Raw genomic sequence first — 25,844 nt, forward strand, 5'->3', positions numbered from 1 at the left:
GAGACGCCGCATGGCGAACGAGATTTCTGACATCGACCCGGTCGAATCCCAAGAATGGCAAGACGCAATCGAAGATGTGATTGCACGGGATGGACCGGACAGAGCCCACTACTTGCTCGACAAAGCTGTACAACAAGCCCGTGCGGCCGGGGCCACTCTGCCCTTCTCAGCAACCACACCTTACCAGAACACCATTCCAACGGATGATCAGGAAGACTTCCCTGGTGATCTGGACATGGAATGGCGTATTCGCACCATCAACCGATGGAACGCCATGGCCACAGTGGTTCGCCGCAACAAGGAAAGCAGCGAGTATGGCGGGCATATCGCCTCCTTTGCCTCTTCTGCGGTGATGTATGACATCGGCCTAAACCACTTCTGGCGCAGCAAATCTGCGATCCATGGCGGCGACCTTGTCTTCTTCCAGGGCCACGTGATTCCCGGCATCTATGCGCGCTCCTTTATGGAAGGCCGCCTGACCGAAGAGCAGCTGGAAAACTTCCGCTCCGAGGTGAACGGCAAAGGCCTTTCCTCTTACCCGCACCCATGGTTGATGCCCGACTATTGGCAATTCCCAACGGTCTCCATGGGCCTAGGCCCGCTGATGGCGATCTACCAAGCGCGGTTCATGAAATACATGCACAACCGTGGCCTAATCGACATGGCAGACCGCAAGGTCTGGTGCTTCCTCGGCGATGGTGAGATGGACGAGCCGGAAAGCCGTGGCGCCATCGACCTCGCGGTACGCGAAGGCCTCGACAACCTGATCTTTGTGGTGAACTGCAACCTGCAGCGTCTGGATGGCCCTGTGCGTGGCAACCACAAAATCGTGCAGGAACTCGAAGGCGACTTCCGCGGTGCCGGCTGGAACGTCATCAAATTGCTTTGGGGCAAAGGCTGGGATGAGTTGCTGGAAAAAGACACCTCCGGCAAGCTGCGTCAGCTGATGGATGAAACCGTTGACGGCGACTATCAGACCTTCAAGTCCAAAGATGGCGCATACATTCGCGAGCATTTCTTTGGCAAATACCCAGAAACGGCGGAACTGGTCAAAGACTGGACAGATGAACAGATCTTCGCCTTGCGCCGTGGTGGCCATGACCCGCAAAAGGTTTACACCGCATTCAAACGCGCCACAGATACCAAGGGCATGCCAACCTGCCTGCTGATCAAGACGGTCAAAGGTTACGGGATGGGCAGTGCTGGCGAAGGCCAGAACACCACCCACCAGCAGAAAAAAATGGCCGAAGATCAGCTGCGCGCCTTCCGGGATCGCTTTGAGATCCCTGTAAGCGACGAAGATCTGCCCAAAGCGCCATTTGTGAAGCTCAATAACGCGCAGAAAGCCTATCTCGCAGATCGCCGTAAGGCACTTGGCGGCGAATTCCCAAAACGGGAAACCAAGTCTGCCAAAATGGAGATCCCTGCCCTCGATAAGTTTGCGGCACAGTTGAAAGGCACTGGTGAGCGTGAAATCTCCACGACCATGGCGTTTGTGCGTATCCTGACCACACTCTTGCGTGACAAGCAGATCGGCAAAAACGTGGTGCCCATCGTGCCTGACGAAAGCCGCACCTTCGGTATGGAGGGCCTGTTCCGCTCTGTGGGGATCTATAACCCCGAAGGGCAGAAATACACGCCCGAAGACGCGGATCAGATGATGTACTACAAGGAATCGACCTCTGGTCAGGTTCTGCAGGAAGGCATCAACGAAGCCGGTGCGATGGCAGATTGGATTGCGGCGGCGACCTCCTATTCCAACCATGGCGTGCCGATGATCCCCTTCTTCATCTACTACTCCATGTTTGGCTTCCAGCGGATCGGCGATCTGGCATGGGCCGCAGGTGACAGCCGTGCACGTGGCTTTATGCTGGGTGGCACCGCAGGGCGTACGACTCTGAACGGCGAAGGTCTGCAGCATGAGGATGGCCACAGCCATATCCTCGCAGGCACCATTCCGAACTGCGTGAGCTATGACCCGACCTTCCAATACGAGGTTGCGGTGATCGTTCAGCATGGCCTGAAGCGCATGTATGAAGATCAGGAAGACGTGTTCTTCTACCTCACTCTGATGAACGAAAACTACGCCCATCCGGATATGCCAATGGGTGTGGAAGATGAGATCATCAAAGGTCTCTATCGCTTCCAAGAGGTGAAGAAACCGACCAAGAAACATGTGACGCTGATGGGCTCTGGCACCATTCTGGTGCAGGTCATGAAAGCGGCTGAGATGCTGAAAGAAGACTTCGGTGTCACATCCGAAATCTGGTCTGCGACCAGCTTTAATGAGCTGGCACGTGACTGTCAGGACGCAGCACGCCACAACCGCCTGAACCCACTGGCTGAGCCAAAAGTGCCATTTGTGTCTGAGCAGCTCGCAAAGGCCACCGGCCCTGTGATTGCGGCAACAGACTACATGAAGAACTACGCAGAGCAGATCCGCGCCTGTGTGCCGGGCAGCTACACGGTTCTTGGCACCGATGGTTTTGGCCGCTCTGACAGCCGCGTGAACCTGCGCCGCTTCTTTGAGGTGGACGCAAATCACATCGCCGCAGCCGCCATGGTGGATCTCTACCGTGAGGGCGCTGTGACCAAGAAAGACCTTGAGGCCGCATTGGCCAAATATGACATCGACGGCGCCAAGCCGAACCCGCGCCTGGTGTGATCGGGAAGAGAGGAGATTTTAGACATGGCAATTGAAGTCAAAGTTCCCGACATCGGTGATTTCACTGACGTTCCAGTGGTTTCCGTCTTGGTCAGCCCGGGCGACGTGATCGCCGCAGAAGATCCGTTGATCGAAGTCGAAAGCGACAAAGCCACCATGGAAGTGCCGTCTCCGGCGGCGGGCAAAGTTGTCGAAATCAAAGTGGCCGAAGGCGACAAGGTTTCCGAAGGCTCTGTGGTTCTTCTGCTTGAGGCAGAAGACGCCGCAGAAGCGGCTCCGGCTGCAAAGACGGAAACAGCGCCAGCTGCGACCCCTGCAGCAGCACCTGCCTCGGCTCCAGCAGCTGTGACGGACGCCGGATTTGGCAAAGCGCATGCATCGCCATCTGTGCGTGCATTTGCACGTCAGCTTGATGTTGATCTTGCCAAAGTGAACGGCACCGGTCGCAAAGGGCGCATTTTGCGTGAAGACGTGACCGCCTTCTTGAAATCCACCACCGCAACAGCCGCACCCGCTGCTGGCGCTGCTCAGGGTGGCATGGGCATTCCGCCCATTCCAGCCGTCGACTTCTCCAAGTTTGGCCCGGTCGAAGATGTAGATATGCCTCGGATCAAAAAGATCTCTGGCCCGGCTCTGCACCGCAGCTGGCTCAACATTCCGCACGTCACCCATAACGACGAAGCGGACATCACCGATCTGGACAAGTACCGCAAAGAAATGGACACAATGGCCAAAGAAGACGGCTATCGCGTGACATTGCTTTCCTTCGTGATCAAAGCCTCGGTGTCGGCCCTAAAACAACATTGGGAAGTGAACTCTTCGATCCACCCCGATGGCGACAAGCTGATCAAGAAAATTTACTACAACATCGGCTTTGCAGCAGACACGCCAAACGGTCTTGTGGTGCCGGTGATCAAAGATGCAGATCGCAAGGGCATTGTGGAAATCTCCAAAGATCTCATGGAGTTGTCCGGCAAAGCCCGCGCGGGCGAGCTGAAAGGCCCGGATATGCAGGGCGCAACTTTCACCATCTCCAGCCTTGGCGGCATTGGCGGCACCTCCTTCACCCCGATTGTGAACGCACCGGAGGTCGCAATCCTTGGCCTGACCCGTTCCAAGATGGCACCGGTCTGGAATGGCGAGGAGTTTGTTCCACGTCTGATGCAGCCCCTGTCGCTGTCATATGACCACCGCGCCATTGATGGGGCCTTGGCTGCACGGTTTACCGTGACGCTGAAAACCCTTCTTGGCGATATGCGCAAGTTGATGTGGTAAGGAGAGCTGTGATGGACGTCAAAGTACCTGATATTGGTGACTTTTCTGAAGTTCCCGTTGTCTCCATTCTGGTCTCTGTCGGCGACACAGTCGCCGCAGAAGACCCGCTGATCGAGCTGGAAAGCGACAAAGCCACGATGGAAGTTCCTTCCCCCGCCGCGGGTGTGGTGAAGGAAATCAAAGTGGCCGAGGGCGACAAGGTTGCCGAAGGCAGCCTGATCGTTGTGCTGGAAGCGGAAGGTGCCACTGAGGCGCCCAAGGCTGCCGCTCCTGAGGCGCCTGCCGCACCTCAAGCTGTGGCCGCCACTGGCACCGCGACAGGCGCAGGTGACGTGCATGCGGAAGTGGTGGTTCTGGGCTCAGGCCCCGGCGGCTACACCGCAGCTTTCCGCGCCGCAGACCTTGGCAAAAAAGTTGTGCTGATTGAGAAAGACAGCTCGCTTGGCGGTGTCTGCCTCAACGTCGGCTGTATCCCCTCCAAAGCGCTGCTGCACTCTGCGAAAGTGATCACCGAAGCCGAGGAAATGGCCGATCACGGCATCAGTTTTACCAAGCCTGAGATTGATCTCGACAAGCTGCGCGGCTGGAAAGAAAGTGTTGTTAATCAACTGACTGGCGGCCTTGGTGGTCTGGCGAAGGCCCGCAAAGTGCAGGTTGTGAACGGCTATGGCACCTTCACCGGCCCCAACATGATCGAGGTCGACAATGACGGCGAGAAATCCACCGTCAGCTTTGATCAATGTGTGATCGCTGCCGGCTCTGAGCCTGTCACCCTGCCCTTCATTCCACATGATGATCCACGCGTGATCGACAGCACCGGTGCGCTGGAACTGGAAGACGTGCCAGAGCGCCTTCTCGTGCTCGGCGGCGGCATCATTGGCCTTGAAATGGCGACCGTCTATGACGCGCTTGGCTCCAAAGTGACCATCGTTGAATTCATGGACCAAATCATTCCGGGTGCGGACAAGGATGTGGTCAAACCGCTGCATAAACGCATCGATTCGCGCTATGAGGCGATCCTGACGCAGACAAAGGTCACAGCGGTTAACGCTACGGACGCGGGTCTTGAGGTCACCATGGAAGGCCCGAAGGGCGAAGTGGTTGATACCTTTGACAAAGTGCTTGTTGCGGTGGGACGTCGCCCGAATGGGGCGAAAGTCAACGCAACAGCGGCAGGTGTGGCCGTGGATGAGCGCGGCTTTATTGCAGTCGACAGCCAGCAACGCACTGGTGTGCCTCATATTTTTGCCATTGGTGATGTGGTTGGCCAGCCAATGCTTGCCCACAAGGCCGTGCACGAAGGCAAAGTGGCCGCAGAGGTGGCAGCCGGGCACAAACGTCACTTTGACGCGCGGGTAATCCCATCGGTGGCCTATACCGATCCTGAGGTCGCCTGGGTGGGTGTCACGGAAAACCAAGCCAAGGCCGAAGGGCTCAAGATTGGCAAAGGTGTGTTCCCGTGGGCCGCGTCTGGTCGTTCCCTCAGCCTGGGCCGCTCTGAAGGGCTTACCAAGTTGATTTTCGACGAAGACTCCGAGCGCGTGATTGGCGCAGGGATCGTTGGACCCAACGCCGGTGACCTGATTGCAGAGGTGGCGCTGGCCATTGAAATGGGCGCGGATGCGGTGGATCTGGGACACACAATTCACCCTCACCCAACCCTGAGCGAGACAGTGAATTTCGCGGCGGAAATGTTTGAAGGCACGATCACTGATCTGATGCCACCTCGCAAAAAGAAGTAAGAAAACAAGCCGTTTTCTGTCAAAGCGCGCCTTCGCTGAGGGCGCGCTTTTTCTATTAAGGAAGGTTAAGCCAGTTCAGGTGGCAAAAACCGCCTTCGGTATTGCGTCTGTATCACGTCGGTATTGCGGCGGTGTTAATAGGTGTCACACACGCGCGAGGAGAGGTGAACAAAGCGCACGTCGCCTGCTCTGTTTGCGCAACAGCCCGCCGGAATATAGGGCGCCGCTCAGAGCGGCCAGAAGAACGGGATCAGCAGCGAGGCAAGCACGCCAATCGACAGGTTCAGCGGAATGCCGACACGCATGAAATCGGTGAACTTGTAACCACCCGGGCCAAACACCAGCATGTTGGTCTGATAACCGATGGGCGTGGCAAAACTTGCCGAGGCTGCAATCATAACCGCCACCACCAGCGGACGTGGATCGACGCCAATGGCCTGCGCCAAGCCCACCGCGATGGGTGTGACAACCACTGCAACCGCATTGTTGGAGACAAGCTCTGTCAGCACAGAGGTCAGCAAATAGATTGCCCAGACCAACAGGAAAGGTGGCAGGTTTTCTAGCGCAGGGGCCAGAGCTGTGACGATCAGAGACACCGCCCCCGACGATGACAGCGCCGCCCCAATGGCGAGCATGGCAAAGATCAGCGACAGCAATCGCCCATCCACAAAGGAGAACGCTTCGTCAGCGTCAATACAGCGGGTCAAAAGCACCACCGCCACCGCAAGCAGAGAAAGCAGAAGGATGGGGGCCACACCGAGGCCTGCGAGGATCACAATGCCCGCCATCGCCCCAAGTGCAATGGGGGCATGGCCACGGCGGTACTCACGCTCTGAAGGTTGGGACACATCCACCATATCCATGTCCGCAGAGAGGCGCTGAATGTCTTCGGGCGCGCCTTCGAGCAGGAGCGTGTCACCCACACGTACCACCAATTGGTCGAGTTGCTGGCCAATGTTCTGGTTGCGACGGTGAACGGCGAGCGGGTAGACGCCATAACGCCGGCGCAGACGCAGGGAGCCAAGACGGCGGCCCACCATACGACAGCCCGGCGTGATCAGGGCCTCTACCGTAGTGGTTTCCACCGCACCGACCTGATCCAGCCGTTTGAGTGATTTGTTGCGTTGCAGGCTGAGCAGTTCGGTCATCTTGGTGCGCAGCACCACGCGATCGCCCACCTGCAGCGTCACCTCTTTCAGATTGCGGCGCAGCGAGGTGTCGCCCCGGATCACGTCAATCAGGCGCACGCCATCGCGTTTGAAAAGCTGAACACCGGTGACTTCGCGCCCGACAAGGTTGCTTTCGGGGGGGATCACCGCTTCGGTGAAGAATTTCATCTGGCTGCGGTTGGACAGCAGGTCTGCCATGCTGGCGCGGTCAGGCAGCAGGCGGCGGCCTATCAGGTAGAGGTAAAGCATGCCCCAGGCGACAATGATGAGGCCCAGCGGTGTGACCTCAAAAATCGAGAATGGCGCGAGCCCCTGATCGCGGGCAACCCCATCCACCAGAAGGTTGGTTGAGGTGCCAATCAGCGTGAGTGTGCCGCCCATAATCGCTGCATAGCTCAATGGTATCAATAACTTAGAGGCCGAAGTTCCCAACGTGCGTGCCAACTGTGTGAACACGGGGATCATCACCACAACAACCGGTGTGTTGGAGACAAAGGCCGAGGCGACAATCACAAAGGCAAGCAGCATGATGATGGCCAGCGCGGGGTTCTTTTTGGCCTGCCCATCTGCGAGCTGCGTAAAGGTTGAGAGCGCGCCGGTGCGCACCAAAGCGCCCATCACGATGAACATGGCCGCAATGGTCCAGGGCGCGGGATTGGAGAGCACATTGAGGGCCGCGTCATAGGGCAGCACACCCAGAAACAGCAGCACCGCAACACCGCCAATGGCGACCACTTCGGTGGGGTAAACCTCTTTCAAAAACAGCACAAACATGCCCACCACGGTCAGCAGTGCGAGCACCGCCTGGGTGGTTTGAGAAAACGCGAAAAGATCCATATGTGTCCTGCCCTTGTCAGCGGACAAGTTTTACCATGGCGCCAAGGTCTCACAAGCGATTTTCGCGCTCGGGCACTGGCAATTGCGCTATCTTGGGGGCCAGCCCCCACACCCCCGGGATATTTTTGGCAAGAGGAAGGCAGATCCGGGCGCATGCAAGACAGCGGGGCCTATTTGTCCGCCATGGAGAATCGGCCGCATTGCAGGCGGTGGCCGTGAAACTGGCGGGCACGAGGCCGGTCTGCTGCGTTCAATCTGTCTGTTGGGTGCGGGGACGCACAAGTGTCATGCCAAGCAGGATCAGAGCCAGCGCCGCCCAGACCCAGAGCGAATAGCGTTCAGACAGCAGGATCATCGCCCAGAGCACGCCTGTGCCTGTCACCACATAGGCGACCTGTGCGGCAAAAACCGCCCCGGCGCGCGACACAAGCCAGACATAGGCGGTGTAGACACAGACATGGATCAGCGAGCCGAGCACCAGCGCAAATTCGGGTGCGTTCCAGTGAGTACGTGGATCAATGAACTGATCTGTCGCCAGCGCAAGCGGCAGTGCCAGCACAGCGCCGATGACACAGGCGCCGTACAGCACCTGCCCTGCGCCAAGCCCGTGCATGCCCCATTTGGACACGACGTTGCCCTCCAGCGCATAGCAAATGGGCGCGATGACCGCGATGGGCAGCCAGAGCGCCATCGCTGGATCCGGCAGGGCCTCGGGTTCGGACAGGATCATCACGCCGCCAAGCCCAGCGATCAGCCCCGCCAGACGGCCCCAACCAAAGCGGTCCACCCGAAAGAGCAGCGCCATGGGGAAAGCGACAATCGGCACCAGCGAGATCACAATGGACATCACGCCAGAGGGCAATTCCGCGGCGGCGCGGTAGGAAAAGCTGTTGGGAATGAGCGTGCCAAGCGCGGCGATCAGAAGAAAGAACCAGAGCTTGTCGCGTGGCAGCGCAATTGACTTACCGGTGCAGAGCCGCAGCAGGAACAGAACCAGCGCGCCAATTAAGAGTTGCCAGAAAATCAGGCCAAGCGGTTGATAGCCTTCAGAAACCGCTATTTTTGTCAGAGGTTGTGTGAGCCCCCAACCAGTGCCGACAGCCAGCAGGATTGCGGTGAAATGCAGGGGCTTCATTCAAGAACGCTTTGTCAGCTGGGGCCGGACTGGCTGAGCCTGCCGCCCTGACGCACCATTTCGATGCGGGTGGCGGCGCCGGTGCGGTCGTCGGTTTCCACATAGACGCCTGAGAGCGTCGCCTCCCCCAAAGCAGGTGTGAAGCGCGCCTTGGGCATGCCGGTGACAAAGCGGCGCATGGGCTCTTCTTTCTCCATGCCAATGACGGAATTGTAGTCACCACACATGCCGGCATCGGCCTGAAAAGCGGTGCCTTTGGGCAGGATCTGGGTGTCGGCGGTGGGCACATGGGTGTGGGTGCCGACCACAAGGCTGACGCGACCGTCGCAGAAATGCCCCATGCCCATTTTCTCCGAGGTGGCCTCACAGTGCATGTCGACAATGGCGGCCTGCACCATGCCGCCGCGCGGATGGGCGCGCAGCACCTGATCGATGGCGGAGAACGGATCGGCGTAAGGCTGCTTCATAAAGACCTGCCCCAGCGCCTGCGTGACCAGCACCTTGCGCCCGCCGCGCGCGTCAAACACACGGAAGCCTTTGCCCGGCACATCCCCGCGCGCAATGTTGAGCGGGCGGATGATGCGCGGCTCTGACTGGATGAACTGCATCATCTCTTTCTGATCAAAAGCGTGGTCGCCCAGCGTGAGGCAATCGGCACCGGCATCAAGCAGCGCTTTGGCGTGCGCGCCGGAGAGTCCCATGCCGTTGGAGGCGTTTTCGCCGTTCACCACGACAAAATCGAGCCGCCAGTCTTCCCGCAGTTTGGGAAGGCGTTCCACCACAGCCGCGCGTCCGGCGCGACCCATCACATCACCGAGAAAGAGCATTTTCATAAAGACCGGGCCTACTCTCCTTCGCGCCGCATCTCAAGATGCGATGTGGACGCAGCCTCGGTTTCAGCGGTTTTCGATATAGGCAACAACAAAATCTGGCGCTGGAAACTGCGTGAGTAACACGTAGATGAGCGCCAATCCCAGTACCAACCGCCCGAGTTTGTAAACACGTCCCATACCACGCAAAACCTGTGCCTTTGCTCTTAGCCCACCAGTACCCACTTTCCGGGGCTTGAGCATGTCATTGGGCATTGCGTTGCGTTCCCCACGCACGGCGGCCTGTAACTGATCCGGGCTGTTGGCCATTGTCTTGACGGCCATGCGGCGCTCTGTGCCTTCTTTGCGGCGGCGCAACTCAATGTAGCCGTCCGGCATCTGTGGCGCATCGAAGTTGTGGCGGACCTCGATCACCGGCGCATCGGGATCGCCCATCCCAAACGTCTCGTTGTCTCCCAAGATACGTCCGATGCTGCGGCAATAGGTGACAAAAGCAAGAATGTACTGGTAGCTGTCCGCCCAGTCTTGGGTGTCTGGCGCAAAACAGACCATTTTGCCCACAAGCCGCTGCGAACCAAACCCACGAATGCCGACTTTCACAGATCCGTCGGCCAGTTCTTTTACGTCATAAGGAAACGCACCCACATAGAGCAGCAGATTGAACCCATCTGTGGCGAGATCCTTGAAGGTGTTTCCATCCATCAATTGATGTGACGGTGCCCAATGCACCGCCGACGGAGTCATTTCATCAATCACGGCACAGGTAACAGACTGCGCAATGAGCATACGCTCTTCGAAGCTGTCTTGATCTACCACATTGCCAAAAATGCCATCGAGCTCGGCCAGCATGTCGCTGCCCAAGCCCGCCGCAACGGCAGCCTGTGTAAACCCCGGCAGATTGCCCGGTCCGATTTCGATCAAGAGTGCGCGTTTGTGATGCTGGATGGCTTTGACAAGATCTGGCCGCGTGTTGGCAATCAAAGGGTTCAGCAACACATCCGCAAACCCTTGCATGTTCATCGGCTCGTCAAATCGCTTTAGAGTGACGTGGGCCTCGTCGCTGGCAAGACCAAGGGTGGTTTTGGTGTTATACCCTTTGAGCGAGCTCCACTCTCCTTGCCCCTCGAGCGCGGCTTGCAGCTTTGGCACCAAAGCCTCCAGTGCAGAGAATTGCTTTCTAAAAACCCGTGGGTTGTCGTAGATAAGTACGACTTGAAGCGGTTGGGACAATTCATTGATCACTGCACTGCTTTCGCTTAAATTGTTTTCCCCCTGCCTTTCAATCGAATGTGTCTAAATTGGGCAGTAAGTGAGGAAAAATATACAGGCATTGGGCAAATTCAGTATAGCCGTCAGTTCCGAGTTCCGGATTTCTAGCTTGCCTGAAACTTGCGCCTCGATATGCTGATCAGCGAATTATTCAAACCATAGGTGTATTGATGAAACCCATAGCCACCCTAACAGCCGTTGGCTCCTTGACCGTCCTCGCGGCATGTGTCGAACCCTATCCAAATGACCCGACCAACCTCGCCAATCCGGCAGCAACCTTCTGTGTTGATCAGGGCAACCAATATGAGGTGCGTCAGGATGCGGCGGGCAATGCCGTGGGCTATTGCATTCAGCCAAACGGCACCGAGGTCGATGCCTGGGAGTATTTCCGCGTCAACGCAACCTAAACGCCGCCCCCTCCTCTGACGGGGCAGACGCGTTTATGAAAACTCGATCACCCGGTTTTGGGTGATCATCATATCCAGAGGTTGATCGGTGGCTTCCAGCGGCAGGGCCTCGGCCATCTGTTCTTCAAAGGCAAAACCGATTGCCAGCGTGGCGCGATGGCTGCGCAGAAGCTCCAGCGTGCGGTCGTAAAAGCCACCGCCATAGCCCAGACGCCCGCCTTTGAGATCAAAGCCCACCAGTGGCACGATCACGATCTCTGGCTCAAAAAAGTCATCCACTTCAGGCACTTTTGCGCCAAAAGGGCCATCGCGCAGCGCGCCCTCCGGCTCCCAGCGGGAAAATTTGAGCGGCATGGCCTCGCCCTGAATGACGGGCACGCCAACAGGCCCATAAGCGGCGGCCTCAGCCATTGCAGCGAGGGGCGAAATTTCGGTGCGGATGGGCATATAGCCCGCAATCGGCACCCCACGATAGCCAGCAAGCACCTCTGACAAATGGCCCGCCTGACCGGGGCCTGCCGCAGCGTGGGCCGCCTTGCGGCGCGCAAAGGCCGCTTTGCGGGCGGCGGCTTTCTGTTCGTTCAACGTTAAATCAGTGCTCATGGTCAGTCGCTCACAAAAGAACCTGGGCGGCCAGCCCAAGGAAAAGGAAAAAGCCCACAACATCGGTCACCGTGGTGACAAACGGGCCAGAGGCCAGCGCGGGGTCGATATTCATGCGGTCCAGCGCCATGGGAATGAGGATGCCGCCCAGCGCGGCGGCAATTTGGGTGAGCAGCATGGCCACGCCAATCACCACGGCCAGCATCGGCACGCCAAACCAGGCGCCTGCCACCAGCGCCATGATAAAGCCAAAGAGCGCACCATTGAGCGCGCCCACAGAGAGTTCCCGCCGGATCACGCGCATGGCATTTTGCGCGGTGAGGTCTTTGGTGGCGAGCGCGCGTACGGTGACTGTCATGGTTTGGGTGCCGGCGTTGCCGCCCATGGAGGCAACAATTGGCATCAAGACCGCAAGCGCAACCATTTGATCCACCGTTTCGGCAAAGAGATTGATCACACCGGAGGCCAGAATTGCGGTCAGCAGGTTTACAAACAGCCATGTGGCGCGGCCCTTGGCGGCGCTGAAAATCGTGTCTGAGAGGCTGGCCTCATCACTCACACCGGCGAGGCGCAGAATGTCCTCTTCGTGTTCCTCATCAAGCACTGCCATGGCGTCATCAATGGTGATCACGCCGACCAGACGCTCATCCTCATCCACGACGGGGGCAGAGATCAGGTGATACTGGTTGAAGGCATAGGCCACATCCTCTTCGTCCTGCGTGACGGGGATGATCTGAAACACCTCTTCGACCAATGTGGCCAATGGCAATTCGCGGCGTGATGACATGAGCTTGCCAAGGGTGACATTGCCCACAGGTTTCATGCGCGGATCCACAAGGATCACGTGGTAAAACTGTTCTGGCAGCTCCTCGGCGTTGCGCAGAAAGTCGATGGCTTCGCCCACTGTCCAGTGCTCTGGCGCAAACACCGTTTCACGCTGCATCAGACGACCAGCGGTGTTTTCCGGATAGCTCAGCGCCTGCTCCACCGCGACACGGTCGGCATCCTCAAGCTGATCCAGAATGGCTTCCTGCTGCGGCTCATCGAGATCTTCGACCAGATCAACGATGTCGTCGCTTTCCAGCTCGCGCACCGCTTCGGCCAGAACATCCGGGCGCAGGATGTTCATCACCTCTTCGCGCAGGCCCTCATCCAGTTCTGAGAGGATTTCGCCGTCAAATTCCGCGCCATAAAGTTGTACAAGGCGGCGGCGATCAAAGGCGTTGATCTGTTCCAGAAGGTCGGCGATGTCCGCAGCGTGCAGCGGGCCCATCAACTCAAGCAGTGTGTCGCGATCCCCGGCCTCAATCGCATAGAGCACACCTGCGGCCAGTTTGGGGTTCAGGGCGTAGTCGTCCTGTTCCTCAGCGTCAGCGATGATGTCTGCGGTCTGATCGATGGCTTGGGTCATGACACCTGCTCTCTCGTTCTGCCGCTGGGAAGCCGCCAGCAAGACCGGCTGCTCTGGGGCGTTTGCTCTGACGTGCTTGCCTGCTTGGCAAGGCTTGGACTTGGCCCGGACCATAGGTTAAAGCAGAGAGGAAACTCAATGGGATGCGACGGATTTGCGCTCAAAAAAGGCCTGCTGCGCGCAGGCTTTGCGCTTTGCGTGACAACTGCGCCCTGAAACCTGTGGAGCCTGCCTTGATGCCCCCTTCTGTTTTGCTGCTTGGTCAAACCCTGTCTTTTGTGAAAAGCCCGTTTGAGGCCCCGCTTGAAAGCGCGGTGCGCCATCTGACCCACGGTGGGGTTTTGATGTCGGATGGCAAAATTGTTGCGGTGGAAGATGGGGCCACGTTGAAGGCCGCGCATCCGGACGCGCAGGTGGTGGACTATGGCGACAAGCTGATCTGTGCAGGCTTTGTGGATGCGCATGTGCATTACCCGCAGACCGGCATCATCGCGAGTTGGGGCAAGCGGTTGATTGACTGGCTGAACAGCTACACCTTTCCCGAGGAGATGCGGTTTGGCGAGTGGGCCTATGCGAATGAGATCGCCAAGACCTATCTGGATCTGACCGCCCGGCATGGTGTCACCACCATGGCGAGCTATGGCACCATCCACCCGGAATCGGTGGAAGCGTTTTTCAACGAAGCCCAGCGCCGGGGGCAGCGGGTTCTGGCGGGCAAGACCTGTATGGACAGAAACGCGCCTGAGGGGCTGCGGGACACACCGCAGAGCGCCTATGACGACAGCAAGGCCCTGATTGAGGCATGGCACGGCGTGGACCGGATCACCTATGCGATCACGCCACGGTTTTCGCCGACCTCAACACCTGCGCAGCTGGAGGCGCTTGGGGCGCTGTGGGCGGAACATCCGGATTGCCTGATGCAGACTCATCTGAGCGAGCAGACCGATGAGATCGCCTGGGTGCGCGAGCTGTTTCCTGAGGCGCGGGATTATCTTGATACCTATGAGCAGTTTGGCCTGCTGGGCGCGCGGGGGCTCTATGGCCATGCGATCCATCTGGAGCCGCGTGAGAAAGATCGGCTGCGCGAGGTGGGGGCTGGGTTGATCCATTGCCCAACCTCCAACACCTTTATCGGGTCTGGGCTGTTTGACATGGCTGGGCTGATGGCGGAAGGGCAGCGGATTGGACTTGCGACAGACACCGGGGGTGGGTCGAGCTTTTCGATGCTGCGCACCATGGCGACGGCCTATGAGGTGGCGCAGCTGCGCCATCATCCGCTGCATGCGGCCGAGCTGATGTGGCTCGCCACGCAGGGCTCTGCACAGACGCTGCATATGGCAGACCAGATCGGCAATTTGGCCGCAGGCATGGAAGCTGACCTTGTGGTGCTGGATCTCGCCAGCACGCCGGAGATTGCGCAACGGGCCGCACGGGCGGTTGATCTTTGGGAGGCGCTGTTTCCCACCATTATGATGGGTGATGACCGCGCGATTGCCGCAACGTGGATTGCAGGGCGGCAGGTTTAGCCGCCCGTGTCGCCGAAGGCTCTATCAGAACGCCTTGAACGTCAGCGTTGTCAGCGTGCGCTCGATGTTGGGGATGTCGAGCATGTGGCTGTTGATGAATTTGCCCACGTCTTCGCCTTCGGGAATATAGAGTTTCATCAAAAGGTCATAGTCGCCGCTGGTGGAGTGCAGCTCGGAATGGATTTCCTTCAGCGCAATTTCTTCGGCGACGCGGTAGGTGGTGCCGGGTTTGCAGCGGATCTGGATAAAGACGCAGGTGGTCATGAAGGCCCTCATTTGGTTTGGCCTCAAACTGGCACAAATGCCACCCGGCTCACAATCTGAAAATCCGCCCTCTTGGCCTGCCCCCTGCCCGCCCCTATAAGAGCGCGGCAAGACTGATCAAAGGACGTCCCTATGCGCAAGGCAAGCGTGACCCGCGCCACCGCGGAAACCAACATCACCGTGGACATCAATCTGGATGGCACCGGCCACTATGACAACAAAACCGGCGTGGGGTTTTTTGACCATATGCTGGACCAGCTGTCGCGCCACAGCCTGATTGATATGACCATCCGTGCAGAGGGCGACTATCACATTGATGACCACCACACGGTGGAGGATGTGGGAATTTCGTTGGGTCAGGCGCTGACGCAGGCATTGGGCGACAAGACAGGCATCCGCCGCTACGCCACCTGCCACCTGCCAATGGATGATGCGCAGGTGCGCGCCTCCCTCGATCTGTCCGCCCGCCCCTTCCTGATCTGGAACCTTGAGATGCCAACCCAGAAGATCGGCACCTTTGACACAGAGCTGGTGCGCGAGTTCTTCCAGGGCTTTGCGACCCATGGCGGCATCACCCTGCATGTGGATCAGATCCACGGGTTCAACAGCCACCATATCGCCGAAGCCGCTTTCAAAGCGGTGGCGCGGGCGCTGCGCGAAGCGGTTGAGGTGGACCCACGTAAGGCGGATGCGATCCCTTCGACCAAAGGTGCGCTCTGAGAGCGCACCCTACAGTTACGACCAGTCAAGACTTTCAGAGGATCCGCTTATGCTGACAGCGATCATCGACTATGAATCCGGCAACCTACATTCTGCCGAGAAAGCCTTTCAGCGCATGGCGACGGAGGTGGACGGCGGCGAGGTTGCGGTGACCTCTGACGCTGAGGTGGTGGCCAAGGCAGACCGTCTGGTGCTGCCCGGCGATGGGGCTTTCCCAGCCTGCGCCGCAGAGCTGCGCGGCCACAAGGGCATTTATGACGCGATGGTGGAAGCGGTCGAAACCAAGGGCCGTCCGTTTCTGGGCATCTGCGTTGGGATGCAGCTGATGGCCAGCCGCGGCCATGAGTATGAACTGACCGAAGGGCTGGGCTGGATCGAGGGCGATGTGAAACGCATCACGCCAGAAGACAGCACCCTGAAAGTGCCGCATATGGGCTGGAACAATCTGGTGATTGATCATCCGCATGCGCTGCTGAACGGGATCAAGAGCGGCGATCACACCTATTTTGTGCACTCCTACCAGTTCCACGTGACCAAGGCGGAAGAACGTCTGGCGCATGTGGACTATGGTGGCGACGTGACCGCCATCATTGGGCGGGACACCATGGTGGGCATGCAATTCCACCCGGAGAAAAGCCAGGACATCGGACTGCGGATGATTGGCAACTTCCTGAAGTGGGCGCCGTAAGGCTCAGGGGATCAGGTGCGCATCAGGGGCCAGCCCCTCTTGGCCCCTTGGGCCAATTCACCCCGGGATATTGACAGAATGAGAAGCGCTTTTCCAGTGCGCGCCTTATGCCGCGCGCAGGCTTGAGGGGGCAGCGCCATGCGCCTTGCGAAAGGCGCGGGTGAAGCTTTCGGGACTGGCATAAGCGTAGCGATGCGCCACCGCCTCCACCCGGTCGCCGCGCAGAATATCCTGATGCGCCAAAATCAGACGCCAGCGCCGCAAGTACCCCATGGGGGTTTCCCCAACCGTGGCGGCAAACAGCTCTGAAAAGCGAGACAGTGACAGACCGGCCTGCGCCGCAAGATCTCCGTTGCTCCAGAGATGACCGGGCTGATCGTGCATGGCCACGATGGCGCGGGACAGACGCGGATCTGCCAGCCCGGCGAGCAGCCCCACCTCTGCGGTGCCCTGACTGATCTGATCGCGCAACAGGCGCACCATCAGCGCCTCCCCCAGACGGTTGACCACCGATTGCGCGCCACAGCGGTTGCCTGCGGTTTCTTCGGCCATCAAACGCACCAAGGCGCGGCTGTCGCCTTCGTCGCGCAGATTGTAGCGCACCTCATCAGGCAGTGATGCCAACAGCGGATTGGACAAACCCATCCAATCAACCTCTGCCGTAAAGAGCGCAGGAGCATCCATCGCGGCCTCCCACCGACCCCGGGGCAAAAACACCACCTCCGATGGCGCGCCGTCAGCGCCCCCAAAAGCAATAAGATTTGCCCGCTCCAAAGGTGCGTGGCTTACGCTAAGGTGGAATTTCTCCACCAATGTGGTCAATCGATCCATGTGTCTCTGCGCTCTCAATTTCGGATTTCATGCACGACTATTCGGAATTATTGTGCAGAGAACCCTGACAAAAGGCAAGTCAACGCAATATAGAACAGGAGCAACCTATGCTGATTCCCCGCCAGAAGACCCCGAACCTGACCCTGCCGCTTGTGGGTGGTGGCACTTTTGATCTGTCCAAAGAAGGCTCTGAGCGCGGCACTGTTGTGTGTTTTTACCGCGGTCTGCACTGCCCGATCTGCGCCAATTATCTGACTGAGCTGGAAAAGCTGGTGGATGCCTTTGCTGAGCGCGGTGTGAGCTGTGTGGCGGTCAGCAGCGACGGTGAAGACCGCGCAGCAGAGATGGTCAAAAAGATCGACGCAAAGGGCCTGCGCTTTGCCTATGATCTGCCTTTGTCTGTTGCCAAGGAGTGGGGGCTCTATATCTCTACCTCACGTGGCAAGACATCTATCGGTATCGAAGAGCCCGCGCTGTTCTCTGAGCCCGGCCTGTTCATGGTGAGCCCGGAGCAGTCGCTGTACTACGGTTCTGTGCAGACCATGCCGTTTGTGCGGCCGCATTTCTCTGAACTGGTTGGTGCATTGGATTTTGCCATTGCCAACAACTATCCAGCGCGTGGCGAATACACTGGCGAGGTTTAAGCCAGCGCCCCCTGACAAGGAAATTCAAGCTCCCGGCGGGTGACATGTCCCCCCAGAAAGACGGCACCTGCCAAACGAAAAGGCGCGGATCTCTCCGCGCCTTTTTGTGGTGTGATGCAGATCTGCGATATGCCGCAGATCAGTTGACGCGGCTCCAATCCTGACCGCGGCAAATCACGGCAACGCAGCCTTTCACAGTGAGTGTGCTGCCTTTCAGAGTCATTTTGGATTTGTAGGTTTTGTCCGCATCTGGCGCCCAGATTTTGCCGCCGGAATAGGCCCCGCCCCCGTCTGCGCCCATATCCCAAAGCATTTTCTTGCCTTGATGCTCATAATTGCTGACCACCTGGCCATTTGCATCAAAGGCTTTGTCGATATTGCCGCAGATCGCGCTGCCGCAGCTGGCAATTTTCACATGCAGATAACCGCCCGTGTCTCCCGGCTGGGTTTTCCAAGTACCCTCGACCGGATCGGCAAGCGCAGCAGTTGCGCCGGCACACATCAGGCCCGCACATGTCAGCGCGGTGGCCAAAGCTCTTTTCATCATCGTGTCCTCCCATGACTTTGCGCAAAACCCTGCGTCAGTGGATGATTCCGATCAACCGTGACTTTGGGTCAGCCTTAAGTGGCTGTAAAACGCCGCTGCGTTGCAATTTGACCAAGACCGTGCCACACCCTGCGCCAACAGACACAGCGACAAAACAGGGCCGTCACTATGATCCTCTACCCCGCCATCGACCTCAAAGACGGCAATGCCGTGCGCCTTCTGCATGGCGACATGGACAAAGAGACCGTATTCAATGAAAACCCGGCCGCGCAGGCGATGGAGTTTGTCAACGCGGGCTGTGAGTGGCTGCATCTGGTGGATCTGAACGGAGCGTTTGCGGGCGAGCCAGTGAATGCTGCGCCGGTGGAAGAAATTCTGAAACAGACCAATGTGCCCGCCCAGCTGGGCGGTGGCATCCGCGACATGGCCACCATTGCACGCTGGATTGACAAGGGCCTGAGCCGGGTGATTTTGGGCACGGTTGCCGTCGAAAACCCCGATCTGGTACGCGAAGCAGCCAAGGAATTCCCTGGCAAAGTGGCTGTGGGCATTGATGCACGAAACGGCAAAGTGGCAACCAAAGGCTGGGCTGAGGAAACCGATGTGATGGTGACAGACCTTGCCAAGTCCTTTGAGGATGCAGGCGTGGCCGCGATCATCTACACCGACATCATGCGCGATGGCGCGATGAAAGGCCCCAACGTGGAGGCGACTGCCGCATTGGCCAAAGCTGTCTCCATCCCGGTGATTGCCTCAGGCGGGGTGAGCTCGATTGCCGACCTTCAGGCGCTGAAGGACTGTGGCGCTTCGCTCAACGGGGCGATTTCAGGCCGCGCGCTTTATGACGGGGCGATTGATCTGGCCGAAGCGCTGGCTGTTTTGAAAGCATGAGCCTGCGCCGTCGGATCCTCTATGCGATTTTGGGCCTGACCCTGGCTCTGTCGCTTGTTCCGGCGGGATTGGTTTACTGGGCGCATGCCACGGCGCAAAAACATGGCTGTGCCTTTGGCATAGCCATGCATGAAAACGGATGCTGGGTGGCGGGCGAAAACATCGCCAGCCAGTTGAACGCGGCCTATGCCAAAGCGGCTTTGATGATCGTGACCCTGCCCATCGGGTTTGTTGCGATGCTCGCGCTGATCGTAATGATCGCGGTTGATCTGCGCCGGCGCGCCGTCCAGCAAGACTAACCTGCGTCTAGTTGCCGGCCGCTGCACTGGTGAGTTTGCCAAGTGCCCCGGTCATGGCCGCCAGAAACGGAGCATCTGCGGGGATGTCGAGGTCGGCCAGCATCTCTGCGGGGTCTTCATAGGCCAGCCAGACTTGGCCGTCAGCATCCTGATAGACCAGCACTTTGAGCGGCAGGAACAATCCGGCGCGCGGGTCTGCCTGCATGGCCGGTGTGCCAATTTTTGGGTTGCCAAAGACCAAGAGCTCGGATGGGGCCAGCTCCTGATCAATGCTTGCGGCGCCCGCACCGTGGTTCACGCGCGCAAACACGCGTGCACCTGCGTTCACAACTGCGCTTTCAAGGGCGTCCATCGTATCTGGAACCGGTTGGTTCGCGGCAATCTTTTTCAAAGGTCTCTCCATAGCCTGCGCAGCGCCGGTCAGGCCCAGCACCACGACAAAAGTCACAAAAAGTCTTTTCATAGCAAACTCCACCACTCACAAATCAATTATCCGTAGGGCTGGCGCGTTGAAGCGTTTCCCTATAGCTACCCACTGAGATAATCTTAAACGGGCTTCCCCCATGCTGAAAACCCGCATTATTCCGTGTTTGGATGTTGCTGATGGCCGTGTGGTCAAAGGTGTGAACTTTGTTGGTCTGCGTGATGCAGGTGATCCAGTGGAGGCGGCACGCGCCTATGATGCTGCGGGCGCTGACGAAATCTGCTTTCTGGACATCCATGCCACCCATGACAACCGTGGCGTGATGATCGACATGGTACAGCGCTGTGCCGAGCAGTGTTTTGTGCCGCTGACGGTTGGCGGCGGCGTGCGCACCGTGGCCGATGTGCGGCGGCTGTTGCTTGCGGGCGCGGATAAGGTGAGCTTCAACTCCGCTGCGGTGGCAAACCCGGACGTGATTGCCGAAGCCTCCGCGCAGTTTGGCAGCCAGTGCATTGTCTGCGCCATTGACGCCAAGACCATCGGCCATGATGAAAACGGTGTGCCGAACCAATGGGGGATTTTCACCCATGGCGGACGCAAAGCCGCGCTGGATCAGGACGGCAACCCGATTGACGCAGTGGAATTTGCCAAGCTGGTGGTGGCCAAAGGTGCAGGTGAAATCCTGCTGACCTCGATGGATCGCGACGGTACAAAGGCGGGCTTTAACCTGCCCCTGACCCGCGCGATCAGCGATGCGGTGAATGTGCCGGTGATTGCCTCTGGTGGCGTTGGCACGCTGGACCACCTTGTGGAAGGTGTGACCAAAGGCGGCGCAAGTGCTGTGCTGGCGGCCTCTATTTTCCACTTTGGCGAATATACTGTTGGGGAAGCCAAGCAATATATGCATGACGCCGGTATCCCGATGAGGCTGACATGAGTGTTTTAAACGATCTTGCGGCCACCATTGCCGAGCGCGCCAAAGCGGATCCCGACAGCAGCTGGACAGCGAAACTTCTGGCCAAAGGCCCGGAGAAATGCGCCGAGAAATTTGGCGAAGAGGCCATTGAAGCGGTGATTGAAGCCGTGAAAGGTGACCGGGAAAAGCTCACCTATGAGGCGGCCGATGTGCTGTTTCACCTGCTGGTGATGCTGCAGGCGCGCGATGTGGCGCTTGACGATGTGCTGGCGGAGCTGGCACGGCGGCAAGGGGTGAGCGGCATTGCCGAAAAAGCGGCCCGCACCAAACCCTGAGCAGGGTGCGATTGCCAAGGGCCGGGTATTTTCCATAGGTTTTTCATTGTGAACCAAAGCGTTTGAGGCAAAAGGCATGACATCACGGATGCAGGTAATTTGGGCCATGGTAGCAGGCCTCTTTCTGGTCGCTTGTGGTGCGGTGCCTGATGACGTGCGCGCCCCCGATCAGCCGGGCCTTGCGCGCGCCATCGCAGCGCTGGATCCAGAGGTCGCGCCAGAGGAAGCGCAGCGTGTAGCCCGCATCGCCTACGCATATCCGCTGGAGCTGCGCGCTGCCTGGAATGTCACCGATGGGCCACTTGTGCACAACACCAAGGTCAATCAAGGGCGGCGGCCACGGGGGCTCTGCTGGCATTGGGCGGATGATCTGGAGGCGCGGCTACGCCAAGAGGGTTTAGAAAGCCTGAGCTTGCATCGCGCGATTGCCAATCATGACAATCTGCGCATTGAGCACAGCACCGTGATCGTCAGCGCCAAAGGTGACGCCTGGGATGAGGGCATCGTGCTCGACCCGTGGCGCTATGGAGGCTACCTTTTCTGGGCGCCCGTGCTGGAAGATGAACGCTACGGCTGGGAAGAACGCAGCCGGGTGTTTGAAATCAAAGCGGCCAGAACCGCCGCGCAATAACGCGCGTACCACATCGCCTTAGAGCTTGGAAGAAATCACACCGGTGGCAAAGCCACCCATGCGCAGCTCTCCGAACAGGCGTTGATATTCGATTTTGGGGCAACGGTTCTGGATCACATCCACGCCCTGCCCCTCCGCCTTGACGGCGGCGCCTGCGTGTTCCACACCAATCTGCATCCAGATGGTTTTGAGTGCAGGAAATGCAGCCAGTGCCGCGTCCACAATCGGCGGTACTGCGTCAGAGCGGCGGAAAATATCCACCATATCAACGGGGGCCGTTATTTCAGACAAAGACGCCACCACGGTTTCGCCAAACAGCTTTTTGCCCGCATGCCCCGGATTGACCGGAATGACCCGATAGCCCTTCAGCGACAGATAGCGCGTGACATAATAGCTGGGGCGCACCTCGTTCATCGACACGCCCACCACAGCGATCACTTTGGTGCGTTTGAGAATCGTGCGGAGATGATCGTCTGTGTAGGTCATGGCCGCAGGCTAGTGCATCGACTCTGAAATGCGCAATATCCTCGCAGCATCGATCGGGGAGGATCTTTGATTGTTGCGCGGCTGTGGCAGACAAAAAAACGCCCAAGGTGAGACCCTGGGCGCAGGTTCGGAACGAGGGACAGTGAAGTGAAACACAGAAGCTCCGATGCCTGTGTTTCCTGTTAGTCTACGTAGGTACGCATAATTGGATGTAAAGACTGGATCAGATTGATGTGAAGATCGCGTTACTTTTTTAGGAGCAATTTCGCTCAATCAAAAATATCCTCGATCACATCAAACGCCTCTTTCAGAAACCAGCGCATGGTGGACTTCTTTTTCTTGGCCGGGCGTTTTTTGTATTTCTCTGATTTTTTGTCCGCCGCCTTTTCGGGGCTGCCCCCATAGGCCGCATAGCTCACCGGCTTGGATTTGCGCGGCTTGTCACGTTTGTCCTTTGATTTTGGGCGGTGCGCAAGAGCCTGTTGCGCAGGCGGTGCGACACGCAGGTGTTTGAGATCATGCAAAGGCGCGCCGCAATTTGCACAGGACAATTCGTGGCGGGTATCCCCCCGCAACACCAGCGCGGCGCGGGTGCCGCAATAACAGCAGGTGGCAATTTTGGATGCGTGTGCGATGGGCCCCTCCTCCGGTGTTTTCGCGCCTGCCTTACCTATGCACTGCGCCGCAAGCTTTGGAGCCTCCGGCGGGGATATTTTTGGCAAGAGGAAGGCGCGCGATGTCTTTTTCAGCCTTGGGCGCTTTGTGGCAGCGAGGCATAGAGCGCCACGGCGGCGGCATTTGAGACATTGAGCGAACCAAAGGCGCCTGCAAAGTTGATCTTCACCAGTTGATCGACCGTTTCCTTGGTTTTTTGGCGCAGACCCGGCCCTTCGGCACCGAGCACCAGCGCAATGGGCATATCGCGTTTGTTTTCAAGCGCCTGCTCTATCGTGTGCTCCGCTTCGCCATCCAGACCCAACACCAGATAGCCCATGTTTTGCAGAGCTGTGATGGTGTCGGCCAGATTGCGTTCACGCAGATACGGCTGACGCTCCAGCGCGCCGCTGGCGGTTTTCGCCAAGGCGCCGGTTTCGGGGGCGGAATTGTGGCGGGTGCCGATGACAGCGAGTGCGCCAAACACTTCTGCAGAGCGCAGAATCGCGCCAACATTGTGCGGATCTGTCACCCGGTCGAGCAGAATGAGACGTTGCGGACGGTCGTCAGAGGCAATCGCCACATCAGCCAGACGCCCCCAATTGAGCGGCTTCACTTCAAGCACTGCGCCCTGATGCACAGATTGCGGATCAATCGGCGCTTTGAATGTGCGCGGATCGACCACTTCCGGGGTCATGCCCGAAGCGGCGATGGCATCTGCCAGTTTGTCAGCGGCGTTTTTTGTCACGATCAGGCGCAATTTTTCGCGCGCGGGATTCGCCAAAGCGTCTCTCACGGCGTGCAGACCGAACAACCATACGGTTTCCGCCGCTTCTTTGCGCTTGGCCTGTTCTTTTTCCACGACCCACTTGGGTTTTTTCATCGCTCTGACACCTTCAAAATAAAGAGGTTTCACCAATGGGGAAAAGAAGCGCGCCGTGCAACCATTTTTCTGGTTGACGCCCCCTGCGCATCACAGTAATCACCCCCCACACCACGAGGCACAGCGCCTCAGGAGAGTGGGCGACAGGCCGCAAGGTGTGGCAGGGGACTGTAACTCCCTCGCGGAGACGCACGCTTGGTTCGATTCCAAGGTCGCCCACCATCTCGTACTTTCGGGATGAAAAATCCGCTAACACCTTGAAGGGAAAGGTGGTTTTAGCGGTTCGATAGCCATTTTCACGACTGTAACTCAAAGGCTCTGCAAACGCTAATTTGAGCACTGTTCTACGCAGCGCTATTCCTCCGTTTGCATATATACTCCAAGGACTTGCCAGGAATCCCATTGTGTGTTCGATAAAGTCGTCAAACCTGCCCTTTGGTGGCACGGCCTGCGCCTCCTGATCAACGAGAATGAGCTTTCGCTTTTCCAGCTTTTCAATCTTGGCTTCATAAGCCCGCACCAGTGAATCGCTGCTTGCATCAACAACGCGATCCAAAAGCACTTCTATCTGCTCATCAATCTCCTTGATCTGCGCGGCAAGGGTGTCCTTAGCCATGTGAGCTTGCTGGAGCCGGATTTTCCAAGCATCGGAGAACATTGCTCGCGCCATTGCAAACATCCGCTTGGCAGGTTGCAAAGAACGCAGAATTTCAGTGGCCCCTTGTTCAATTTTAGCGCGAGGGATCGATTTTCTCTTTGAAGGACAGTTCGGCGTATCGCACAGATAGTAAGGATAGTGTTTGTTGCGCCCTTTCGACCAACAGGAAGTTAGCGGCTCTCCACAATCATCGCAGTTCACAAATCCACGCAGCGGGAAATCTTCGCTGATGTCTTTGCGTGCAGGAGCATAGACTTTGCCGCTCAGCACCGCTTGAACCCGTTCAAACGTACTCAGAGAGACCAAGGGTTCATGATGTCCTTTGCGCATGCTGACACCCCAATCCGGCGCTTCAACGTAACCAGCGTAAACAGGGCGTTGCAGGATATCCTTGACCTTCGATGGATGAACATAGTTGGTCTTGCCACTTTTGGGAAAGTCGGGCTTGGACTCAAGGAACCTTTTGACCTCAACTTGCGATCCAAAACGACCATTTGCAAAGCCCTCTAGAGCCTCGGCCAGGATCGTCGCGATAGGTTCGTCACGCACCAAAAGCTTTCCGTGCATGCGGTCTTTGGAGTACCGATAGCCGATTGGAGGGTGAAACACATAGTAGCCTTTTTCGACACGCGCGCGCATCTTTTGGACGACTTGACGCTTGTTCTGCTCACGTTCGAGCTGACCCTGCGCCGCGATGATCGTCTCGATAAAGCGGCCCTCGGGCGTATCCTCAAAATTGAAGTTCAGACACTCGATAGATGCGCCAAGTTCGGCGAACTCTCGGCGCAGCTTGATATGGAATTCGGTATCCCGCGCAAAGCGTTTTAGATCGTCAAAGATCACAATATACGGGCGACCCTTTTGTGCCTCCAAATAGGCCAGCATTGCACGCATGCCTGGGCGCTGCATGAAATCACCACCGCCGGATACGTCATCTGGAAATACGGCTTCGACAGCATAGCCCTTCTGTTCGGCATATTGGCGGCACCTGTGCTCTTGGCTGTCCAAACCCGCACCCGATGTGCGCTGCTTTACGGAAGATACCCGACAGTAAATAACGGCTACCGCAGGCTCTTTGTCGATTTTTGGGACACCCATGAATCC

General features: G+C 58.0%; 26 protein-coding genes, 1 tRNA gene and 1 pseudogene. 14 read left to right on the top strand and 14 right to left on the bottom strand.

The window, feature by feature from the left end; all coding sequences use genetic code 11:
- Positions 1 to 10: 10 nt before the first annotated feature.
- From aceE to lpdA, 3 genes are read left to right on the top strand one after another with little or no spacing between them, the layout of a single operon-like run.
- Positions 11 to 2,665, top strand: coding sequence for a pyruvate dehydrogenase (acetyl-transferring), homodimeric type (gene aceE, locus PJL69_RS05185; protein ID WP_271308695.1), 2,655 nt, complete (start codon positions 11 to 13; stop codon positions 2,663 to 2,665).
- 24 nt (positions 2,666 to 2,689) lie between these two features.
- Positions 2,690 to 3,940: a 2-oxo acid dehydrogenase subunit E2 gene (locus PJL69_RS05190; RefSeq protein WP_271308696.1), complete on the top strand. Its 1,251-nt coding sequence runs from the start codon at positions 2,690 to 2,692 to the stop codon at positions 3,938 to 3,940.
- Positions 3,941 to 3,951: 11 nt separating this feature from the next.
- A complete protein-coding gene (gene lpdA, locus PJL69_RS05195) occupies positions 3,952 to 5,682 on the top strand; it encodes a dihydrolipoyl dehydrogenase (RefSeq protein ID WP_271308697.1) in 1,731 nt (576 codons plus the stop codon).
- Positions 5,683 to 5,909: 227 nt separating this feature from the next.
- Here the strand turns inward: lpdA and PJL69_RS05200 are convergent, their stop codons facing one another.
- The 4 genes from PJL69_RS05200 to PJL69_RS05215 form a co-directional block, all read right to left on the bottom strand.
- Positions 5,910 to 7,688, bottom strand: coding sequence for an SLC13 family permease (locus PJL69_RS05200; protein ID WP_271308698.1), 1,779 nt, complete (start codon positions 7,686 to 7,688; stop codon positions 5,910 to 5,912).
- 250 nt (positions 7,689 to 7,938) lie between these two features.
- Entirely contained in the window at positions 7,939 to 8,823 is an 885-nt protein-coding gene (locus tag PJL69_RS05205; RefSeq protein WP_271308699.1) for a DMT family transporter, read from the bottom strand.
- Positions 8,824 to 8,837: 14 nt separating this feature from the next.
- Complete coding sequence (locus PJL69_RS05210; protein ID WP_271308700.1) at positions 8,838 to 9,656, bottom strand: TIGR00282 family metallophosphoesterase; 819 nt, start codon at positions 9,654 to 9,656, stop codon at positions 8,838 to 8,840.
- Between the two features lie 63 nt (positions 9,657 to 9,719).
- Positions 9,720 to 10,802, bottom strand: coding sequence for a hypothetical protein (locus PJL69_RS05215; protein ID WP_271308701.1), 1,083 nt, complete (start codon positions 10,800 to 10,802; stop codon positions 9,720 to 9,722).
- Between the two features lie 290 nt (positions 10,803 to 11,092).
- Between PJL69_RS05215 and PJL69_RS05220 the strand changes: the two genes are divergently transcribed.
- Positions 11,093 to 11,329, top strand: coding sequence for a putative hemolysin (locus PJL69_RS05220; protein ID WP_271308702.1), 237 nt, complete (start codon positions 11,093 to 11,095; stop codon positions 11,327 to 11,329).
- Between the two features lie 33 nt (positions 11,330 to 11,362).
- Here the strand turns inward: PJL69_RS05220 and PJL69_RS05225 are convergent, their stop codons facing one another.
- Both PJL69_RS05225 and mgtE read right to left on the bottom strand, forming a co-directional pair.
- Positions 11,363 to 11,932: a 5-formyltetrahydrofolate cyclo-ligase gene (locus PJL69_RS05225; RefSeq protein WP_271308703.1), complete on the bottom strand. Its 570-nt coding sequence runs from the start codon at positions 11,930 to 11,932 to the stop codon at positions 11,363 to 11,365.
- 10 nt (positions 11,933 to 11,942) lie between these two features.
- On the bottom strand, positions 11,943 to 13,343 hold the full coding sequence (gene mgtE, locus PJL69_RS05230) for a magnesium transporter (RefSeq protein ID WP_271308704.1): 1,401 nt from the start codon (positions 13,341 to 13,343) through the stop codon (positions 11,943 to 11,945).
- A gap of 236 nt (positions 13,344 to 13,579) precedes the next feature.
- Between mgtE and guaD the strand changes: the two genes are divergently transcribed.
- Positions 13,580 to 14,869, top strand: coding sequence for a guanine deaminase (gene guaD, locus PJL69_RS05235; protein ID WP_271308705.1), 1,290 nt, complete (start codon positions 13,580 to 13,582; stop codon positions 14,867 to 14,869).
- Positions 14,870 to 14,893: 24 nt separating this feature from the next.
- Here guaD and PJL69_RS05240 read toward each other — a convergent pair whose 3' ends face one another.
- Positions 14,894 to 15,133 (bottom strand): Lrp/AsnC ligand binding domain-containing protein, encoded by a 240-nt coding sequence (locus PJL69_RS05240; protein WP_209060590.1) that lies wholly within the window; start codon positions 15,131 to 15,133, stop codon positions 14,894 to 14,896.
- A gap of 132 nt (positions 15,134 to 15,265) precedes the next feature.
- Here PJL69_RS05240 and hisB point away from each other — a divergent pair, with 132 nt between their 5' ends.
- Together hisB and hisH are read left to right on the top strand one after the other, a co-directional pair.
- Complete coding sequence (hisB, locus tag PJL69_RS05245) at positions 15,266 to 15,853, top strand: imidazoleglycerol-phosphate dehydratase HisB (protein ID WP_271308706.1); 588 nt, start codon at positions 15,266 to 15,268, stop codon at positions 15,851 to 15,853.
- Between the two features lie 49 nt (positions 15,854 to 15,902).
- Complete coding sequence (gene hisH, locus PJL69_RS05250) at positions 15,903 to 16,541, top strand: imidazole glycerol phosphate synthase subunit HisH (protein ID WP_271308707.1); 639 nt, start codon at positions 15,903 to 15,905, stop codon at positions 16,539 to 16,541.
- A 105-nt stretch (positions 16,542 to 16,646) separates the two neighbouring features.
- Here hisH and PJL69_RS05255 read toward each other — a convergent pair whose 3' ends face one another.
- A complete protein-coding gene (locus tag PJL69_RS05255) occupies positions 16,647 to 17,372 on the bottom strand; it encodes an AraC family transcriptional regulator (protein WP_271308708.1) in 726 nt (241 codons plus the stop codon).
- A gap of 107 nt (positions 17,373 to 17,479) precedes the next feature.
- Between PJL69_RS05255 and PJL69_RS05260 the strand changes: the two genes are divergently transcribed.
- Positions 17,480 to 18,016 (top strand): peroxiredoxin-like family protein, encoded by a 537-nt coding sequence (locus PJL69_RS05260; RefSeq protein ID WP_209096247.1) that lies wholly within the window; start codon positions 17,480 to 17,482, stop codon positions 18,014 to 18,016.
- A 139-nt stretch (positions 18,017 to 18,155) separates the two neighbouring features.
- Here PJL69_RS05260 and PJL69_RS05265 read toward each other — a convergent pair whose 3' ends face one another.
- Entirely contained in the window at positions 18,156 to 18,563 is a 408-nt protein-coding gene (locus PJL69_RS05265; RefSeq protein ID WP_441347452.1) for a DUF2147 domain-containing protein, read from the bottom strand.
- Positions 18,564 to 18,731: 168 nt separating this feature from the next.
- On the opposite strand from PJL69_RS05265, the gene hisA reads away from it, so the two are divergent.
- Both hisA and PJL69_RS05275 read left to right on the top strand, forming a co-directional pair.
- Complete coding sequence (hisA, locus tag PJL69_RS05270) at positions 18,732 to 19,454, top strand: 1-(5-phosphoribosyl)-5-[(5-phosphoribosylamino)methylideneamino]imidazole-4-carboxamide isomerase (RefSeq protein WP_271308709.1); 723 nt, start codon at positions 18,732 to 18,734, stop codon at positions 19,452 to 19,454.
- Positions 19,451 to 19,753: a hypothetical protein gene (locus PJL69_RS05275; RefSeq protein WP_271308710.1), complete on the top strand. Its 303-nt coding sequence runs from the start codon at positions 19,451 to 19,453 to the stop codon at positions 19,751 to 19,753. Before hisA ends, PJL69_RS05275 begins: the two co-directional genes overlap by 4 nt.
- A gap of 7 nt (positions 19,754 to 19,760) precedes the next feature.
- Here the strand turns inward: PJL69_RS05275 and PJL69_RS05280 are convergent, their stop codons facing one another.
- Positions 19,761 to 20,156, bottom strand: a complete 396-nt coding sequence (locus PJL69_RS05280; protein WP_271308984.1) for a DUF302 domain-containing protein — start codon at positions 20,154 to 20,156, stop codon at positions 19,761 to 19,763.
- Positions 20,157 to 20,316: 160 nt separating this feature from the next.
- On the opposite strand from PJL69_RS05280, the gene hisF reads away from it, so the two are divergent.
- The 3 genes from hisF to PJL69_RS05295 all read left to right on the top strand — a co-directional run bounded on the left by hisF (position 20,317) and on the right by PJL69_RS05295 (position 22,059).
- Positions 20,317 to 21,114 carry an imidazole glycerol phosphate synthase subunit HisF gene (hisF, locus tag PJL69_RS05285; protein WP_271308711.1) on the top strand — a complete coding sequence of 266 codons (798 nt, stop codon included), beginning with the start codon at positions 20,317 to 20,319 and terminating at the stop codon, positions 21,112 to 21,114.
- On the top strand, positions 21,111 to 21,428 hold the full coding sequence (locus tag PJL69_RS05290) for a phosphoribosyl-ATP diphosphatase (RefSeq protein WP_271308712.1): 318 nt from the start codon (positions 21,111 to 21,113) through the stop codon (positions 21,426 to 21,428). Before hisF ends, PJL69_RS05290 begins: the two co-directional genes overlap by 4 nt.
- Before the next feature lie 88 nt (positions 21,429 to 21,516).
- Positions 21,517 to 22,059, top strand: coding sequence for a hypothetical protein (locus PJL69_RS05295; RefSeq protein WP_271308713.1), 543 nt, complete (start codon positions 21,517 to 21,519; stop codon positions 22,057 to 22,059).
- Between the two features lie 18 nt (positions 22,060 to 22,077).
- Here the strand turns inward: PJL69_RS05295 and PJL69_RS05300 are convergent, their stop codons facing one another.
- From PJL69_RS05300 to rlmB, 3 genes are all read right to left on the bottom strand, one after another.
- Entirely contained in the window at positions 22,078 to 22,545 is a 468-nt protein-coding gene (locus PJL69_RS05300; RefSeq protein ID WP_271308714.1) for a CoA-binding protein, read from the bottom strand.
- Between the two features lie 269 nt (positions 22,546 to 22,814).
- A complete protein-coding gene (locus PJL69_RS05305) occupies positions 22,815 to 23,180 on the bottom strand; it encodes a hypothetical protein (RefSeq protein ID WP_271308985.1) in 366 nt (121 codons plus the stop codon).
- Between the two features lie 110 nt (positions 23,181 to 23,290).
- Complete coding sequence (rlmB, locus tag PJL69_RS05310) at positions 23,291 to 24,082, bottom strand: 23S rRNA (guanosine(2251)-2'-O)-methyltransferase RlmB (protein WP_271308715.1); 792 nt, start codon at positions 24,080 to 24,082, stop codon at positions 23,291 to 23,293.
- Between the two features lie 138 nt (positions 24,083 to 24,220).
- On the opposite strand from rlmB, the gene PJL69_RS05315 reads away from it, so the two are divergent.
- Positions 24,221 to 24,304: transfer RNA gene (locus PJL69_RS05315), tRNA-Tyr, on the top strand.
- 511 nt (positions 24,305 to 24,815) lie between these two features.
- On the opposite strand, the pseudogene PJL69_RS05320 reads toward PJL69_RS05315, so the two are convergent.
- Positions 24,816 to 25,838, bottom strand: a pseudogene (locus tag PJL69_RS05320) (recombinase family protein); the annotation flags it as partial.
- Positions 25,839 to 25,844 lie beyond the last annotated feature (6 nt).

The sequence above is a fragment of the Shimia sp. MMG029 genome (genome assembly GCF_027947445.1).
Classification (GTDB): domain Bacteria; phylum Pseudomonadota; class Alphaproteobacteria; order Rhodobacterales; family Rhodobacteraceae; genus Shimia.

What these genes read in the sequence shown, in the direction of transcription:
- aceE (WP_271308695.1), top strand. Translation starts at nt 11, where the DNA reads ATGGCGAACGAGATTTCTGACATCGACCCGGTCGAATCCCAAGAATGG.
- PJL69_RS05190 (WP_271308696.1), top strand. Translation starts at nt 2,690, where the DNA reads ATGGCAATTGAAGTCAAAGTTCCCGACATCGGTGATTTCACTGACGTT.
- lpdA (WP_271308697.1), top strand. Translation starts at nt 3,952, where the DNA reads ATGGACGTCAAAGTACCTGATATTGGTGACTTTTCTGAAGTTCCCGTT.
- PJL69_RS05200 (WP_271308698.1), bottom strand. Translation starts at nt 7,688, where the DNA reads ATGGATCTTTTCGCGTTTTCTCAAACCACCCAGGCGGTGCTCGCACTG.
- PJL69_RS05205 (WP_271308699.1), bottom strand. Translation starts at nt 8,823, where the DNA reads ATGAAGCCCCTGCATTTCACCGCAATCCTGCTGGCTGTCGGCACTGGT.
- PJL69_RS05210 (WP_271308700.1), bottom strand. Translation starts at nt 9,656, where the DNA reads ATGAAAATGCTCTTTCTCGGTGATGTGATGGGTCGCGCCGGACGCGCG.
- PJL69_RS05220 (WP_271308702.1), top strand. Translation starts at nt 11,093, where the DNA reads ATGAAACCCATAGCCACCCTAACAGCCGTTGGCTCCTTGACCGTCCTC.
- PJL69_RS05225 (WP_271308703.1), bottom strand. Translation starts at nt 11,932, where the DNA reads ATGAGCACTGATTTAACGTTGAACGAACAGAAAGCCGCCGCCCGCAAA.
- mgtE (WP_271308704.1), bottom strand. Translation starts at nt 13,343, where the DNA reads ATGACCCAAGCCATCGATCAGACCGCAGACATCATCGCTGACGCTGAG.
- guaD (WP_271308705.1), top strand. Translation starts at nt 13,580, where the DNA reads ATGCCCCCTTCTGTTTTGCTGCTTGGTCAAACCCTGTCTTTTGTGAAA.
- PJL69_RS05240 (WP_209060590.1), bottom strand. Translation starts at nt 15,133, where the DNA reads ATGACCACCTGCGTCTTTATCCAGATCCGCTGCAAACCCGGCACCACC.
- hisB (WP_271308706.1), top strand. Translation starts at nt 15,266, where the DNA reads ATGCGCAAGGCAAGCGTGACCCGCGCCACCGCGGAAACCAACATCACC.
- hisH (WP_271308707.1), top strand. Translation starts at nt 15,903, where the DNA reads ATGCTGACAGCGATCATCGACTATGAATCCGGCAACCTACATTCTGCC.
- PJL69_RS05255 (WP_271308708.1), bottom strand. Translation starts at nt 17,372, where the DNA reads ATGGATCGATTGACCACATTGGTGGAGAAATTCCACCTTAGCGTAAGC.
- PJL69_RS05260 (WP_209096247.1), top strand. Translation starts at nt 17,480, where the DNA reads ATGCTGATTCCCCGCCAGAAGACCCCGAACCTGACCCTGCCGCTTGTG.
- PJL69_RS05265 (WP_441347452.1), bottom strand. Translation starts at nt 18,563, where the DNA reads ATGATGAAAAGAGCTTTGGCCACCGCGCTGACATGTGCGGGCCTGATG.
- hisA (WP_271308709.1), top strand. Translation starts at nt 18,732, where the DNA reads ATGATCCTCTACCCCGCCATCGACCTCAAAGACGGCAATGCCGTGCGC.
- PJL69_RS05275 (WP_271308710.1), top strand. Translation starts at nt 19,451, where the DNA reads ATGAGCCTGCGCCGTCGGATCCTCTATGCGATTTTGGGCCTGACCCTG.
- PJL69_RS05280 (WP_271308984.1), bottom strand. Translation starts at nt 20,156, where the DNA reads ATGGAGAGACCTTTGAAAAAGATTGCCGCGAACCAACCGGTTCCAGAT.
- hisF (WP_271308711.1), top strand. Translation starts at nt 20,317, where the DNA reads ATGCTGAAAACCCGCATTATTCCGTGTTTGGATGTTGCTGATGGCCGT.
- PJL69_RS05290 (WP_271308712.1), top strand. Translation starts at nt 21,111, where the DNA reads ATGAGTGTTTTAAACGATCTTGCGGCCACCATTGCCGAGCGCGCCAAA.
- PJL69_RS05295 (WP_271308713.1), top strand. Translation starts at nt 21,517, where the DNA reads ATGCAGGTAATTTGGGCCATGGTAGCAGGCCTCTTTCTGGTCGCTTGT.
- PJL69_RS05300 (WP_271308714.1), bottom strand. Translation starts at nt 22,545, where the DNA reads ATGACCTACACAGACGATCATCTCCGCACGATTCTCAAACGCACCAAA.
- rlmB (WP_271308715.1), bottom strand. Translation starts at nt 24,082, where the DNA reads ATGAAAAAACCCAAGTGGGTCGTGGAAAAAGAACAGGCCAAGCGCAAA.